Annotated in this window: 15 protein-coding genes; 7 read left to right on the top strand and 8 right to left on the bottom strand. The window is 68.8% G+C overall.

Features of this window, described 5'->3' with window-relative positions:
* Positions 1–70 precede the first annotated feature (70 nt).
* The 4 genes from efeU to Q0Z83_RS23050 are packed head-to-tail and all read left to right on the top strand — an operon-like array spanning position 71 to position 4,273.
* A complete protein-coding gene (efeU, locus tag Q0Z83_RS23035) occupies positions 71–904 on the top strand; it encodes an iron uptake transporter permease EfeU (protein ID WP_317796045.1) in 834 nt (277 codons plus the stop codon).
* Positions 905–921: 17 nt separating this feature from the next.
* On the top strand, positions 922–2,061 hold the full coding sequence (gene efeO / locus Q0Z83_RS23040; protein WP_378078717.1) for an iron uptake system protein EfeO: 1,140 nt from the start codon (positions 922–924) through the stop codon (positions 2,059–2,061).
* Positions 2,058–3,320, top strand: a complete 1,263-nt coding sequence (gene efeB, locus Q0Z83_RS23045) for an iron uptake transporter deferrochelatase/peroxidase subunit (RefSeq protein ID WP_317796046.1) — start codon at positions 2,058–2,060, stop codon at positions 3,318–3,320. Before efeO ends, efeB begins: the two co-directional genes overlap by 4 nt.
* 17 nt (positions 3,321–3,337) lie before the next feature.
* Positions 3,338–4,273, top strand: coding sequence for a fructosamine kinase family protein (locus tag Q0Z83_RS23050; RefSeq protein ID WP_317796047.1), 936 nt, complete (start codon positions 3,338–3,340; stop codon positions 4,271–4,273).
* On the opposite strand, the gene Q0Z83_RS23055 is transcribed toward Q0Z83_RS23050, so the two are convergent.
* Complete coding sequence (locus tag Q0Z83_RS23055; RefSeq protein ID WP_317796048.1) at positions 4,208–4,903, bottom strand: DUF4253 domain-containing protein; 696 nt, start codon at positions 4,901–4,903, stop codon at positions 4,208–4,210. The two genes, Q0Z83_RS23050 and Q0Z83_RS23055, sit on opposite strands and share 66 nt — an antisense overlap.
* Here Q0Z83_RS23055 and Q0Z83_RS23060 point away from each other — a divergent pair.
* On the top strand, positions 4,870–8,367 hold the full coding sequence (locus Q0Z83_RS23060; RefSeq protein WP_317796049.1) for an NACHT domain-containing protein: 3,498 nt from the start codon (positions 4,870–4,872) through the stop codon (positions 8,365–8,367). The genes Q0Z83_RS23055 and Q0Z83_RS23060 overlap by 34 nt on opposite strands.
* A gap of 73 nt (positions 8,368–8,440) precedes the next feature.
* Here the strand turns inward: Q0Z83_RS23060 and Q0Z83_RS23065 are convergent, their stop codons facing one another.
* Both Q0Z83_RS23065 and Q0Z83_RS23070 read right to left on the bottom strand, forming a co-directional pair.
* Positions 8,441–8,875 (bottom strand): DUF3052 family protein, encoded by a 435-nt coding sequence (locus Q0Z83_RS23065; protein WP_317796050.1) that lies wholly within the window; start codon positions 8,873–8,875, stop codon positions 8,441–8,443.
* A 50-nt stretch (positions 8,876–8,925) separates the two neighbouring features.
* Positions 8,926–9,366, bottom strand: coding sequence for a hypothetical protein (locus Q0Z83_RS23070; RefSeq protein ID WP_317796051.1), 441 nt, complete (start codon positions 9,364–9,366; stop codon positions 8,926–8,928).
* A 202-nt stretch (positions 9,367–9,568) separates the two neighbouring features.
* Here Q0Z83_RS23070 and Q0Z83_RS23075 point away from each other — a divergent pair, with 202 nt between their 5' ends.
* On the top strand, positions 9,569–10,042 hold the full coding sequence (locus Q0Z83_RS23075; RefSeq protein WP_317796052.1) for an NADAR family protein: 474 nt from the start codon (positions 9,569–9,571) through the stop codon (positions 10,040–10,042).
* Positions 10,043–10,216: 174 nt separating this feature from the next.
* Here the strand turns inward: Q0Z83_RS23075 and Q0Z83_RS23080 are convergent, their stop codons facing one another.
* Together Q0Z83_RS23080 and Q0Z83_RS23085 are read right to left on the bottom strand one after the other, a co-directional pair.
* Positions 10,217–10,930, bottom strand: coding sequence for a HEAT repeat domain-containing protein (locus tag Q0Z83_RS23080; protein ID WP_317796053.1), 714 nt, complete (start codon positions 10,928–10,930; stop codon positions 10,217–10,219).
* A 137-nt stretch (positions 10,931–11,067) separates the two neighbouring features.
* Positions 11,068–11,424, bottom strand: a complete 357-nt coding sequence (locus Q0Z83_RS23085; RefSeq protein WP_317796054.1) for a hypothetical protein — start codon at positions 11,422–11,424, stop codon at positions 11,068–11,070.
* A gap of 332 nt (positions 11,425–11,756) precedes the next feature.
* On the opposite strand from Q0Z83_RS23085, the gene Q0Z83_RS23090 reads away from it, so the two are divergent.
* The gene (locus tag Q0Z83_RS23090) at positions 11,757–12,224 is read left to right on the top strand and encodes a hypothetical protein (RefSeq protein WP_317796055.1); all 468 of its coding nucleotides are present in this window, start codon (positions 11,757–11,759) and stop codon (positions 12,222–12,224) included.
* 16 nt (positions 12,225–12,240) lie between these two features.
* Here Q0Z83_RS23090 and Q0Z83_RS23095 read toward each other — a convergent pair whose 3' ends face one another.
* From Q0Z83_RS23095 to Q0Z83_RS23105, 3 genes are read right to left on the bottom strand one after another with little or no spacing between them, the layout of a single operon-like run.
* Complete coding sequence (locus Q0Z83_RS23095) at positions 12,241–12,435, bottom strand: hypothetical protein (protein WP_317796056.1); 195 nt, start codon at positions 12,433–12,435, stop codon at positions 12,241–12,243.
* 26 nt (positions 12,436–12,461) lie between these two features.
* A complete protein-coding gene (locus Q0Z83_RS23100) occupies positions 12,462–12,809 on the bottom strand; it encodes a hypothetical protein (protein ID WP_317796057.1) in 348 nt (115 codons plus the stop codon).
* Between the two features lie 4 nt (positions 12,810–12,813).
* Entirely contained in the window at positions 12,814–14,367 is a 1,554-nt protein-coding gene (locus tag Q0Z83_RS23105) for a hypothetical protein (protein ID WP_317796058.1), read from the bottom strand.
* Positions 14,368–14,377: the final 10 nt, after the last annotated feature.

Below are 14,377 nucleotides of genomic sequence, written 5' to 3' on the forward strand. Positions count from 1 at the left end.
GTGAGGCTAGCCAACCCTAATCTACAGTCTGTAGGAGCAAGGTTAGGCAAGCCTCATCTGAGAGGGATCCATGCTCGCCACCTACCTCATCGGCCTACGCGAAGGGCTCGAGGCCACCCTGGTGGTCAGTATCCTGATCGCCTTCCTCGTCAAAGCCGACCGCAAGGACCGACTCCCCCAGGTCTGGGCCGGGGTCGCGCTCGCCGTCGCCCTGTCCGTCGGGTTCGGAGCGCTCCTCAGCTACACCTCCACCACCCTGCTGCGCGACTACGACCAGCGGGAACTGTTCGAGGCCGTCACCTCGATCCTGGCCGTCGTCTTCGTCACCTGGATGATCTTCTGGATGCGCCGGGCCGCCCGCAGCATCGCCGGTGAACTGCGCGGCAGACTCGCCGACGCGCTCGCCGTCGGCTCGGTCGCGGTCGCCGTGATGGCCTTCCTGTCCGTGGTCCGCGAAGGACTCGAGACGTCACTGATCTTCTACTCCGCGGTGCAGGGCGCCGACGTCAACGGCGGGCCGCTGTTCGCCCTGCTCGGCGGCATCGCCACCGCGATCGTGATCGGCGTTCTGATGTACGCGACAGCCGTCCGGATCAACCTCACGGTCTTCTTCACCGTCACCGGCGTGCTGCTCATCCTGGTCGCCGCCGGCATCGGCAAGTACGGCGTCCACGACCTGCAGGAATCCGGCGTCCTGCCGGGACTCAACACCCTCGCCTACGACGTCAGCGGCACCCTCGACCCGTCCGCCTGGTACACGGCCCTGCTCACCGGCATGTTCAACATCACGCCCACGGCCACCGTCGTCGAGACCCTCGTCTGGTTCGCGTACGCCGTACCCGTGCTGCTGCTCTTCCTGCGTCCCACCGGCCGTAAGCAGGCCGCCGTCCCCGCACCACAGTAAGGTTTTAGGAGATAATCGTGCGCCCTTCGCATATCCTCGCCGCCCTGACCGCCGTGCCGCTCGGCCTGACCCTCACCGCCTGCAGCGACACCACCACGGACACCGCCGCCGCCGGTGCCGGTGGTCCGATCGCGGTCAAGGCCACCGACACCGCCTGCGAGGTCGCCACCACCCAGGTCGACGCCGGGACCAGCGTCTTCGCCATCACCAACGGCGGCCAGAAGGTCACCGAGTTCTATGTGTACGCCCCCGGCGACCGCGTGATGGCCGAAGTGGAGAACATCGCCCCCGGCCTGTCCCGCAACCTGCACGTCGAACTGCCGGCCGGCACCTACGAGACCGCCTGCAAACCCGGCATGATCGGCAAGGGCATCCGCGGCCAGTTGACCGTCTCCGGTTCGGCCGCCCCGCTCACCGACGACGCCGCGCTGCTGGCCGCCACCGACAGCTACTCCCGCTACGTCAAGAGCCAGACCGCGGCGCTGCTGGAGAAGACCACCGAATTCGTCGACCTGGTCAAGAAGGGCGACGTGGCCGGCGCGAAGGCGATGTTCCCGATCGCCCGCACCTACTGGGAGCGCATCGAGCCGGTCGCCGAGATCTTCGGCGACCTGGACCCGCGCATCGACGGCCGCGAAGAGGTCACCGAGGAGGGCCTGAAGTTCGGCGGCTTCCACAAGATCGAGCAGGACCTGTGGCAGAAGAACGACATCTCCCAGTCCGGCCCGATCGCCGACCAGCTCCTGACCGACGTCAAGGAGATCGTCACCAAGGCCGACGCCGAGAAGCTGTCCCCACTGCAGCTCGCCAACGGCGCGAAGGCGCTGCTCGACGAGGTCGCCGCCGGGAAGATCACCGGCGAGGAGGACCGCTACTCGCACACCGACCTGTGGGACTTCAACGCCAACGTCGACGGCTCCAAGGCGGCCATCGCGTCGCTGCGCCCGGTCCTCGAAGAACGCGACCCGGCACTGGTCAAGACGCTGGACACCGAGTTCGCCAACGTCGACACGGCCCTGGCCAAGCACCGTGCCGGCGACGGCTGGAAGCTGCACACCGACCTGACCCAGGCCGACCTCAAGGAACTCTCCGACGCGATCAACGCGCTCGCCGAACCGATCAGCCAGGTGGCGGCCGTGGTCGCCAAGAAGGCATGAGCCGGGTCTCGCGGCGGCGCGCCCTCACCCTCGCCGGGGTGGGGGCCGCCGGCCTGGCCGGCGCCGCCGCACTCACCCAGCTCAAGAACGAACCGGAACTCACGACGGCCGCCTCGGCCACCGACGCGGTGGCGTTCACCGGCCCCAACCAGGCCGGCATCGTCACCCCGGCCCAGGACCGGCTGCACTTCGTCGCGTTCGACGTCGTCACCAAGGACCGCGACCGGCTGATCAAGCTGCTCAAAGACTGGACCGCGGCCGCCGCCCGAATGACCGCCGGTAAGGACGCCGGGGTGATCGGCGCGGTCGACGGCATCCCGGAGGCGCCGCCGGACGACACCGGCGAGGCGATCGGCTTGCCGCCGTCCGGGCTGACGATCACCATCGGGTTCGGACCCACCCTGTTCCGGGACGCGTCCGGCAAGGACCGGTTCGCTCTGGCCGCGCACCTGCCGCCGGCGCTCGAACCGCTGCCCAAGTTCACCGGCGACACCATCGACGACGCCATCTCCGGTGGCGACATCGCCATCCAGGCCTGCGCCAACGACCCGCAGGTGGCGGTGCACGCCATCCGTAACCTGGCCCGGATCGGGATGGGCGCGGTCAGTGTCCGCTGGTCACAGCTCGGGTTCGGGCGTACGTCGTCGACGTCCACCGGGCAGGCCACACCACGCAACCTGTTCGGGTTCAAGGACGGCACCCGCAACCTGAAGGCCGAGGAGACCGACCTGCTGCGCGAGCACCTGTGGGTGCAGCCCGGCGACGGCCCGGACTGGCTGGCCGGCGGTTCCTACCTGGTCACCCGCAAGATCCGGATGCTGATCGAGACGTGGGACCGGTCGCCGCTGGCCGAGCAGGAGATGATCATCGGCCGGACCAAGGGCACCGGCGCCCCGATGGGCATGACCGGCGAGTTCGACGAGGTCGACTTCGACTCGGTCGGCGCCGACGGGCAGCCGCTGCTGGCGACCACCTCACACGTACGCCTGGCGCATCCGCACACCAACAACAACGCCCGGATGCTGCGACGCGGCTACAACTTCGTCGACGGCTCCGACGGGCTCGGCCGACTCAACGCGGGACTGTTCTTCATCGCCTACCAGCGCGACCCGCGCAAGGCGTTCATCCCGGTCCAACGCAGCCTGGCCGCCAACGACGAGATGAACGAGTACGTCCGCCACGTCTCCACCGGCATCTTCGCCTGCCCACCGGGCCTGACCGGTCCCGACGACTTCTGGGGAAGCGCCCTGTTCGCCTGACCTCCTAAGATCGCGGCATGGGTACGGCAGGGCCGCTGGCCGAGCGCCTGGCACGGGCGGGGATCCACGATGTCGTCACCGTCGTGCCGGTCAGCGGTGGGCTCGCCGCGATCGCCGGGATCGCCCGTCGTGTCGATGCGCCCTCGGTCTTCGTCAAAGGGTTCGCCGACACGCCGGGCGGCGACCCGTTCGCGGCGGAGGCCGAAGGCCTCGCGGCCCTCCGGGAGCTCGGCGGGGTGCCGACACCCGAGGTGATCCTGGCCGACCAGGAGCTGCTCGTGTTGTCGCTGCTGGAGCCGCGACCGGCCGACGAGGACTTCTGGGAACGGTTCGCCCATGCGCTCGCCCACCTGCACACGAGCACCGTCCACCCCCGTTTCGGGTGGCATCGCGACAACTGGCTGGGTCGCCGCCGGCAGGTCAACACCTGGGCCGACGACGGGTTCGGGTTCTTCGCCGAACGCCGGCTGCTGCGCTGGCTCACCGAGCCGCGTGTCGAGGCGGCGCTCGAACCCGCCGACCGGGCCGCGCTGGAACGGCTCTGCACCCGCCTTCCGGAACTGCTGCCGGAACGACCCGCCTGCCTGACACACGGCGACCTGTGGGCACAGAACGTGCTGGCCACCACGGACGGGCGGGCCGCGCTGATCGATCCGGCGGTGTCCTACATGTGGGCCGAGGTGGACCTGGCCCACCTCTGGACCACGGCGCCGCCGCCGGAGTCGTGGCGGTTCTTCGACGTGTACGCCGAACTGACCGGCCTCGACGACGACTGGCGGGCCCGCATGCCGATCATCCAGTTGCGGCAGCACCTGGCGGTGGTGGCCCAGTTCGACGACGACTGGGGTGCCGCCGCGACGATCCGGGCCACGCTGGCGCCGTTCCGGTCACGGCCGGTCGTACAGGCTCCAGTGGTCCAGCTCCATCAGCGCCCGGGCGTAGGCACGGATTGAGGTGCCCGCCGTCAACCCGGCGACGCCGACGTGCTCGGCCGCGAGCCGCTCCGCGTCGGCCGGATCGGCAGGCGGGCGCGGCACCGTGAAACCGCAGGCCAGGCCGATCACGGTGGGCTCCGCCCGATACCTCTCGAACCATGACCTTGCGGCGCTCGTCATCACTTCCGATCGCTGCCCCAACAGACCGACATACCCGTCGACGTACGCGAAAGCCGCCCACGGTTCGGGCCGGGGGACGATGACCAGCGCTTCAGGCACGCCGAACGACTCCACGTCGTACGCATCGAGGTCGTAGCCCTCCTCCCCGGTTCCGAGGAGCTCCGGATCCCGCCCGCGGGCGCCGGGCATCTGCGACCCCGGCCGCCGCGTCAGATGGTCCTCGACGTCGAAGCCCTGCGCCAGGCGGATCACCTCGGAAGGCGGGAGCGGGTGATGGAAATCGGAGTCGGTGACCAGGAACCCCGGCGACACCAGCACCGGATAGTGGTCGCTCAGCCCGGCCCGCGCCGTACGCCACATCTGGTGAGCGTCCCCGACGATGTCGACCACGATCACCGTCTCGTCATGAACGCGGTACGGCTCGGCCGGGTGTGATGCGAGGCCGGCGGCCTCCAGGATCTGTCGCACCCCGGGATGCTATGGCAACGTCGTCATCGGAACGGCACTGCTCGACGCGTACGGCAAGGTTCGGCTTCGGGGAGGCGCGGATGCGTAGAGAGCCACCGATCACCTTTCGCGGCGCCCTTCAACTGCTGGGTCACTACGACCGGCCGCTGGTCGACCGACTGAACCGTCTGCTGGGCGGCGTGATCCTCACCGCCGGAGCGCTGGCGACGGTCCCGGCCCTGGCCCCACTGGCGCCGCTCTGGGGCTGGGTTGATCAGAAGAACGAGGCGACCGGTCTGTTGCGGGCCTGCCTGGACCGGGCCCAGGACCGGCTGTCCGGTGTACAGGGTTACGAGCGAGTCGAATTGGTCGCCGCCGCCCACACCATGATCGTGTTCTCCGCGTTCTTCGACACGATGCGCGAGGTGTTCGGAGCCGACGATTTCGACGCGCTGGAGATCAGCGCGGCGGAACAGGAGATGCTGGCCGCCGGCCGGTGGCGCAAGGCCGATGAGTCGCCGCTGGGCTTCCTGTGGGAGGCCGAAGTGCCGATGCCCGGTGCCACCAGCGGTTTCCTCGAGAATATCGAGCTCGTGGGCAGCTGGCTCCGCATGCTCGCCGCGAAGGTCATGGTCTTCGTCGAAGGCTTGGCCGGCGGCGGTGACCTCATCCGCCGCCATCTCCCGGACGGGCGGAGCTCCCGTTTGGCGGACCGAGCCACCGAGCGGTACCGCACCTACTATCTCCAGCTCGCTCGAACCGTCCCGGACTTCTGGATCTGGGCGCAGTTGGAGGAACACCGGGCCACCCGGGTCGGAGTCGACGACGCTCGCGCCGAGATCCGGGTCGCCGCTGACGAGGTTCGTTCCGAGGTGCGAGCGGCCCTCGATGGTTCCAGGGCGGCTCTGGCCCGGATCGAGACCCTGATCAGCACGGTTGTACGGGGCGCCGGAAGGACGAGCGACCGACGTCAGGCGCTGCTGCGGGCCAACCGTGACGTCCTGAACCTGCCGGTGGTGCGGTGGTCAGCCGGAACGGACCACCCCGATGCGCTCACCTTCCCCACCGTCGAGGAAAGCTATGTGAGCCCGTCCTACCGCTCGACGAAAGCCTTTCCCGGGACCGCCCCCGGGGACGAGTCGTGGTGGAGCGGACAGCCCCTACGCACCGATCTCGACCTGATGCTGACCACCCAGTTCACTACATTCGATGCCGTTCGGTGGCCGTTGTTGGTGCTCGGGCATCCCGGCGGCGGCAAGTCGATGCTGACCAAGATCCTCGCCGCGCGGCTGTCCTGCGACGGTTACACCGTCGCCCGGGTGCCGCTGCGGCAAGTGACGGCGAACGCACCGATCCACGACCAGATCCGTGAGGCCCTCGACATCGCCGCGCATGGTCGGGCGGGAAGCTGGTTCGAACTGGCCGACGACGACGAGGGCATCGCCCGGGTTGTGCTCCTCGACGGCCTCGACGAACTTCTCCAGGCGACCACTCACGACCGCTCCGGCTACCTGCACGAGGTGATCGAATTCCAGCGGGTGGAGGCGGCGCAGGGCCGACCGGTCATGGTCGTGGTGACGTCGCGGACCGTCGTCGTCGACCGCGTCGACCTTCCGCTCAATCTGCCGATCGCCAAGCTGGAGGAATTCGACGACGCACAGGTCGACCAGTGGCTGACCTCGTGGAACCGGAGGAACTCCGCCGCCGTGGCGGCCGGTCGGCTACGGCCGCTCACGTCCGAGGCCGCGCTCGCCCATCCCGGACTGGCGCGGCAACCCCTGCTCCTGCTGATGCTGGCGATCTATTGGGCCGACCTCAACGAACCCGTCGAGGACGGCGACCTGTCACTCACCGCGCTCTATCGGCGACTGATGACCAGCTTCGCGGTACGGGAGGTGCACAAGAAGCCCGACGCACGGCTTCGAGGCACCGCCCTGGACGAGGCGGTCGCCGAACAGCTGTATCGGCTGTCGATCGCCGCCATCGGTATGTTCAACCGTGGCCGGCAGGACATCACCGAATCCGAACTCGGCACCGACCTGGTCGGGCTGCGGGACGGCGACGCGGCCGCCGGCACGGAGTCGCTCGGGCAGCGTGTGCTCGGCGAGTTCTTCTTCATTCACGCCGCCGAGGCACGCGTCCGTGTCGAAGGACGCGAGGTCCGGCGCTGCTACGAGTTCCTGCATGCCACGTTCGGGGAGTACCTGATCGCCTCCCTCGTCACCGAGACGCTCGCCGATGTCGCCGACGCGGCCTTCGGCGGATCCCGAGGCCGGCGGGAGCCCGTCGACGACCTGCTCTTCGCGCTGTTGTCCCATCAGAGCATCGCCTCACGCCAGCCGATTCTCGACTTCGCCGGCGAACTACTCGACGCCATGCCGGAGCGGGAGCGATCACAGATCTCGCAAACCCTCGAAGTCCTGGCCCAGGGCTACGACCGCCGACTGATGAGCCGCCGCCATTCCGGATACCGGCCTCTGCCCGAGAGCAATCTCAGGCCGCTGGCGGCCTACTCCGCAAACCTGATCCTGCTGCGCGTCCTACTCGACGGCAGCGTGCCACTCGACACGCTGTGCCTGGACCACGAGGTGCCGATCACCAGATGGCGGACGACCGTCACGCTGTGGCGGGCCGGGCTGGACCCCGACGGCTGGCAGGCGATGCTGGACACAGTGGTCCTCGATCAGGACCACACGCGGATCCGGCTAGGAACGACCCCGCTCCCACCTCAGTTCAACGAGATTCAGTACATGCGCCTCCTCGGCGACCGGGATGCCGAACTCCAACTGCGCATCGGCTCGGCCTTTCACCGCAAGATGCTGTATCACGTGGACGGTGAGCGGTGGGCCGACACGATGATGAGCTGGCTGCTGCCCGCGATCGCGCTCCCCGTGGTGGAGCAGCCGGGTTTCCTGCTCATCGACCCGCCGTCGGACACTCCGCAGGAAGACATCGCCAAGATCCTCGACATGATGTCCATCGCCCTTGTCCGGCACGCCGGCCAGTGGTCGAGGCAGTTCGTGGAAAGGCTATTGGATTGGGTTGACCGGAATGCTGGCTTCCCGGACCTGGCTCCCGTCGCAGTGGCGGCCGCGCACCTGGCCCATTCCGGCCTGCCGCACATGGACTACCCCGGTTTCCTCTCCGATCCGGCCTCGGATTGGCTGCTCTGGGCCGAGAGCACCTCTGATCATGGGGGGCGCTGGGCGCAGGTGCGCGACATCGTCTCGACGGCCGCGGAGGCACCGCAAGCCGCTCGTACCTCCATCAGGAACCTCGTCAGGCAGGTGAACCGAACAGTCGACCGCACCCCTCTTCCGCTCTGGGACAACGGTCACTCCATGAGTGTCTACACCGAGGACGACCGGTTCGTGGCGCTGGGATCGACGTCCGAATTCATCCCGGCCGGGGATTCCAGTCTCGATGGTCGCGGTGCTCGGGAACCATTCGCGCTGGATGATCCGCAGGCCGACGGCTTCACCTAGCGCCGGGAGTCATGGCCGAACCGATTGCGACCGAGCTCTTCGTGCCGTGATGCCGCAGACCCGGCCGCATCCGCTACCGCCTTGCCCTCTCCGCTGGCGTTCGGTTCTCGCGGCGGATCACCAGGCGCAGACCCGACCAGACGTCGTCGATCGCGCACACCTTGTTGTCGACCAGCCCGGTCGGCAGTGCGACTTCGCGGATCACATCCTCGGTGACGTCGGTCGGCACCTTCGACGCTCGCTTCGGCCAGGCGACCCAGAAACCGCCGTCCTGGGCCATGCCGCGCCTCACCTCGTCGAGGCGGGCCTGCAGCTCGTGTCGCTCGGTCACGAACAGCACGATCACGTCGGCCGGTGCATCGCCGGTCAACCCGGGCCGGATGACGACACCGTCCGGCAGGCCGTCGAGGGTGGCCGCGAAGCCGGTCGGCGCTTCGAGCAGCGCCAACCGGTGGCCCGGCTTGATGCCGAGCTTGCGGTGCAACGGCGTGCCCGAGTAGCCGGCCATGTCAGCCCTGTCGCCTTCGTAGGTGTCGGATGGTCGGGGACATCAGCGCGTCAGCCGGCGTCGTCGAGCGCGACGCTACTGCGTGTCGGGTTGCTCGCCCACGCCGTTCGCAGAGCCGGGTGTTGCGCCAGCCGTTGCTCGACGGCGCGGACGGCACGGTCCCGGTCCGGGCCGGGCGCGCTGAAATCCAGGCCGGTGGCCCCCTGTCCAGGCCCGCCGAGCCCGGCCAGTTCGGGCGTGTCCGGGAAGACCATGTCCAGGTTGACCTGCCAGATCTCCGGCTGGTACCAGGCTTCGTCGGCGGTCCACGTGTCCCGGACATCGACCGCGAACTCCCGAGTGAAGGTCACACTGGGCAGTCCGTCATTCCAGCTGTACCGGCCCCACTGCACCATGAAACCGTCGGCGTGGTGCTCCACCGGCTCCAAACCGTCGACCGGCAGCGCCAGGAACTCGGTGAACGCCCGCCATGCCGCCGCGACGTCGTGCACTCGGTCGGGTTCGACGCCATGTCCACGAAGCAGGCCGGCAAGCACTTGCGCCGAATCACGCCACACGAGTCCCACGACGGGCCACGCTACCGGACGCCGCCCGCAGAACAGCCACGCACAGCGATGCGTGATCGGCGAAATCGGTTGCCGCCCTGTCGATGTGTGGCACCGTGTTGCTCGCCGCCCCTACCGCGAGGACACCGTGACCATCTACTTCTACGGCGCCGACGATGTTCCGTACGGCTGCTTCTCCAACTTCTCCTCGCACGGCTTCGACCTCGACGGGCACTGGTGGCCGACCGCCGAGCACTACTTCCAGGCCCAGAAGTTCGCAGGCACGCGCCAAGCCGACGCGATCCGCCTGGCGGCCGGCCCGTTACGCGCCGCCGAACTGGGCCGTGACCGGTCCCGGCCGCTACGCCGCGACTGGGAACGGGTCAAGGACGACGTGATGCGTCGGGCCGTCGCGGCCAAGTTCACCGCCCACGACGACATCCGCGCCATCCTGCTCGACACCGGCGACACCGAGATCGTCGAGGACACCGGCACCGACCACTACTGGGGACGCGGCCGCACCGGCACCGGCAAGAACATGCTCGGCCGGATCCTGATGCGCACCCGCAGCCGGCTACGCGCCGACCCCACCTCGGACGAGAAGTCCGGCCGGATCCGCTGAATGAGGCTGGAAGCCGAATCTTGCTCCCCGGTTATGGCTGCAACGCATTTCGACGTTCGATCCGATCAGTGGGGACTCCGCACGGGGAGCGACCTTCTCGCCTTCCCGAGCTCCAACCGCGCCAGGCTGGTCGGGTCGGTGTTTCTCACCCTGCACGACGGGTGTCCCCATGCCTCACCGGCTGCGTTCGGCGCGGCGCCGCACATTCGGGGCGGGGTCGCGAAGGGCTGATCGGCACCTCTCGCGGTGGCCCGGCACTGCGAGCCGGCGAAGCAGTTCGAGTGAGATCTCACGACGATACGAACTGTCGGCGGTCAGTCCCTGCCGGCCCAGTTCGGTGATGGTGGCCGCCAGGTGGGCGGATCGGCGGGCCAGTGTCCGCAGGCTCGCCATCGCGGCACCCTGGACCGAGGGGTCGGGGTCCGACAACCCGGCCACCAACGCCTCCAGCACGGATGTGTCGACCTCGCGGATCTTCCGCAATCCGATCAACGCGGCGCACCGCACCGGCACCCGCGCATCGCGTGATGCTGCGACAAGCATCGGGACGGCGTGGCTCGAATCGAGCTCGACCAGCGTACGGACCGCCGCTTCCCGGACGGTGTAGTCGTCGTCCAGGATCAGCGGCGCGACGGTCGCCGCGGCGGGCTGCGGAGTGAGCCTGGCCAGACCGCGAACGGCTCCCAGGCGTACCCGCACGTCGGCGTCCTGTGCGGCGCAGACGAGCGCGTGAGCGATCGCCTCCTGCTCCGCGCTGCCCGAAGGCGACCGGCGGGCGGCCGTCGCGATCCCCCGGACCGCCGTGCGCCGCTCGAAGACGGTGGTCGCCGCGAACCGCCGCAGCAGAAACGCCACCTCGTGACGGACGGCCGGCGTGGACTCAGTCATGCCTCGATCATCGCGCCGAGAGGCAACCAGCGGGATCGACCGAGGGCCGCGACCTGTGAAGAAGCCTTGGACACCGGCGGTCAGGGTGCCCGAGGCCGGGCCGGACAGACCGTCAGGTGTACGGCCACGGCGTCCGATCAGATCGGCGGGCCGCCCCGGCAGACGAAGTACGCCGGGTCGACCACCCGGCCCGCGGCCGTGTCGGTGACCGTCGCCGACACGGTGTAGGCCCGGCCCGGCGTGCACTTCCCGGACGCCCCGGTGGTGTAGACCTCGCTGAACGAGGCGCCACTCCAGACCGTGGAGTACGGCGCGGTACCTCCGGCGATGCCCACCCAGCAGATGAACGAACCGGCACCCTCGGCGTAGCAGACGACGCCGGCGGTGAGCGGGGCGGCAGCCGACGCGGCACCGACCGGCGCTCCGGTCAGTGCGACACCGGCCGCCACGGTCACCGCCGCGGCACGTCGCAGCCATTCTCTGGTTTGAGTCATGCCGACCAATCAAGCACCACCCGACCGACCCCGAGCCGCATCCTGGACAGAATTGGACAGGACCGCATGGTGCGACGGACGGCTACGGCAGAACCGGCTCCGCCCAGGCGGTGAGCGTGAAAGTCGGCTCGGACGGGAACGGACCACGCCCGAGCGTCAGGTCCGCGACGTGAGCGCCGACATGCCCGTCTGGGACCGTCATCACCCGGCCACGACCGCGAAGGCCGACCCGGATCAGATAGCGCAGGCGCTCCCGAAGACCAGGCGCCGATCATGCCAGATCGGCGATCGCCTAGTTGATCAAGACGGAGCGGGAGGCCATGCTGGTACGCGTGAGCGACAGTTACCTCCGATTGATCCCCACGGACAACCGGTGGCAGCCGGATCCCGGAGCAGCGGCGGCGGCAGCGAGCTACGTGACCCGGCTCTTCTCCGGGCCGCAGGATGACGTCGAGGAGGTGGAGACCGAGTTCTACGACGTGGTGACCCTGGTCGACGCCGGCGAGAACACCACCCGGATCTCCTGCCCGGACTGCGACGGCGACATCGAGATCGACTGGTTCCTCGATCTGGTCGAGGAGACGGGCGAAACGTTCGGCACCCTGGATGTCGAGGTGCCGTGCTGTGGATCCGTCGTCGCACTGGACTCGCTCCGCTACGACTGGCCGGTCGGGTTCGCGCGTTTCGAGATCTGCGTGATGAACCCGGTCCGGGCCGAGTACGAGCTCGACTCCGCCGAGCTCGCCGAGGTGGCGAGACTCCTGGGACACCCGGTCGCCCAGATCCTCGCGCACTACTGATCGGCGGGCGCCGGGATCACCACAAGACGACGGCGCCCGGGAAGGCTGCCGGGTGGACCGGAGCGCTGTCACGGTCACCCTCGTCGGGAATCACCGCCACCCGGTCGTCGGCCAGGGGCACCACGACCGACGGGATCCCGGCGGCACGCAGCGCGGCCACGGTGGCGTCGAATCCGGCGGCGACCAGCAATGTCTCGTATGTCGATCCCATCAGCGGCGAACCTTAACCGATCACTGTCAGAGCAGGCCGCCCACGGACGCCACGGCGGCCTGGACCGCGGCGGTGATCGCGCCCACCGCGGTGACGTGTTCGCCGGCCCGTCGCAGGGCGGCCAGGATGCGGTCGGGTTCGGGGCGGCGGGCGGTCAGCTCGGTGCGGGCCATCTCCACCTCGGCTCGGGCCAGGTCGGGTTCCGGCAGGGCGGCGCGGTGCTGCTCGATCAGGCGCAGCACCTCGTCGAGCTTGGTCGCCACGTCGTCGGCGGCTCCGCCGGCGTGTACCTGGGCTTCGGTTCCGACGGCCAGGTTGGTGGCCTGGATCCGGGCGCTGCCGCCCGCCTGGATCCCGTAGTTGATGTTGGACATCCGCTCAGCTCTTTCCCACGCCGACGACCTTGCTCATCATGGCGGTCGCCTTGGCGTTGATTCCGACGGCCATGTTCTCGGCCTTGATCTGACTGTTTCCGGTGGCCAGCAGGCCATTGTTGATGATCATGCTCTGTCGTTCCCGGACGTCCGACGAGTCGACGCCGTGCGCGACCAGGAACTGTTCCAGTGAATCGAGGACCTTCCGTTCGATGATCCGCAGGTATTGGTCCTTGTCGGCCCGCTGGAAATGGCGGTGATAGCTGTCGTCCATCGCCATCTCGCGGGCAGCCATCGGGGCGCCGTAATTGAACGTGCGTTCCTCGGTGATCTCGCGCCGGATCCGGCGCTGCTCCGAGTTCATCGTCAACGGGCCGAGGATCTCGGCGAGGATGACGAACGGGGCACGGATCTGCCTGACGAACGCGATCGGCAGCGCGGCCGTGACGATCCGGCCGACCTGCCGCAACGAAGGTCGGTCCCGCAGGTCGTCGACCGAGTGGTAGTCCTTGCGCATCGGCCCGAGCAGCCGGTAGTCGGCCTCGGTGTAGAGCTGCTCGTCGCGGTACTTCACGAACCGCACGAACATGGTCATCACCAGCTCGCCGCCCCAGCCGGTGACCCGCAGCGCCAGGTAGGGCCGGGCCTGCTCGTGCGGGTCGTCCCACTGCCGTCTGATGGTCGAGCGGTCGACCTGCTGGCGGGGCGGCTGGAGCGGGTCGGGCAGCAGTTGGGCCGCGACCGCCGGCATCGAGTCGTCGAGCAGGTCGTCACCGGCTGCGAAAAGCCTGTCGTCGACTGTCACGCCGGGCAGGTCGAGTGCGCTGACCGCCGCCGCGACGTGGTCGTGCACCTCGGCGACGGTGAATCGGCGGATGGTCTCGCCGTGGGCCGGTTTGCTGATGTCGGCGACGAACGACCACTCGTTCTGTTTCGCTCCGAAGCCGAGGAACGGGTCGTAGTCGGAGTAGATGGTCACGTTGCCACGGTCGCGGGCGGCGATGTCGGCGATGCGGTGGCGTATCCGGTCGGAGGCGGGCTCGGGCGCCTGCGCCGGGTCGAAGACGGCGTGCCGCAGTCTCGGGGCGAGCACCCGGTAGGAGGTGCGGAACCGTTCGATCGCGACGACCAGCCAACCGAACAGCAGGCCGAGCCCGAAGAACAGCCAGAACGGAAGCAACAACAGCAGCAGGATGTCGGTGATCCGCTGCCGGCGGCGGGCATGGACGCCGTATTTCAGTACGGTCGCCAGGTCGACACCGGGCGAGGAGGCGATCGCGCGTAACGGCTGATCGACGGTGCCGGCGAGGATTCGCCGATTGAGAGCACTGTCGAGTTGTACGGCCGCACACATGTACCGGGTGGCGTCGCGGGCGAAGTTCGGCGTACTCCGATGAATTATCTGTGCAGTCGGCGGCGAAAAGCCGCTCGGCTGTTGAAAGGGGATCGACCGGGTGGCGTTGCCGCCGTTCGGTGGTGTGATCAGCCGAGGTTGCCGGCAATGGGCGCAGAGCAGGAAAGCGTCGGCATTGTCGCCGCCGCAGTGGGTGCAGCGCATGACGAGGCGC

The sequence above is a fragment of the Actinoplanes sichuanensis genome (genome assembly GCF_033097365.1).
Lineage (GTDB): Bacteria > Actinomycetota > Actinomycetes > Mycobacteriales > Micromonosporaceae > Actinoplanes > Actinoplanes sichuanensis.

Bases quoted from the DNA above. Each gene is read 5' to 3' on its own strand.
- efeU (WP_317796045.1), top strand. From the start codon at position 71: ATGCTCGCCACCTACCTCATCGGCCTACGCGAAGGGCTCGAGGCCACC.
- efeB (WP_317796046.1), top strand. From the start codon at position 2,058: ATGAGCCGGGTCTCGCGGCGGCGCGCCCTCACCCTCGCCGGGGTGGGG.
- Q0Z83_RS23050 (WP_317796047.1), top strand. From the start codon at position 3,338: ATGGGTACGGCAGGGCCGCTGGCCGAGCGCCTGGCACGGGCGGGGATC.
- Q0Z83_RS23060 (WP_317796049.1), top strand. From the start codon at position 4,870: ATGCGAGGCCGGCGGCCTCCAGGATCTGTCGCACCCCGGGATGCTATG.
- Q0Z83_RS23065 (WP_317796050.1), bottom strand. From the start codon at position 8,875: ATGGCCGGCTACTCGGGCACGCCGTTGCACCGCAAGCTCGGCATCAAG.
- Q0Z83_RS23080 (WP_317796053.1), bottom strand. From the start codon at position 10,930: ATGACTGAGTCCACGCCGGCCGTCCGTCACGAGGTGGCGTTTCTGCTG.
- Q0Z83_RS23085 (WP_317796054.1), bottom strand. From the start codon at position 11,424: ATGACTCAAACCAGAGAATGGCTGCGACGTGCCGCGGCGGTGACCGTG.
- Q0Z83_RS23095 (WP_317796056.1), bottom strand. From the start codon at position 12,435: ATGGGATCGACATACGAGACATTGCTGGTCGCCGCCGGATTCGACGCC.
- Q0Z83_RS23100 (WP_317796057.1), bottom strand. From the start codon at position 12,809: ATGTCCAACATCAACTACGGGATCCAGGCGGGCGGCAGCGCCCGGATC.
- Q0Z83_RS23105 (WP_317796058.1), bottom strand. From the start codon at position 14,367: ATGCGCTGCACCCACTGCGGCGGCGACAATGCCGACGCTTTCCTGCTC.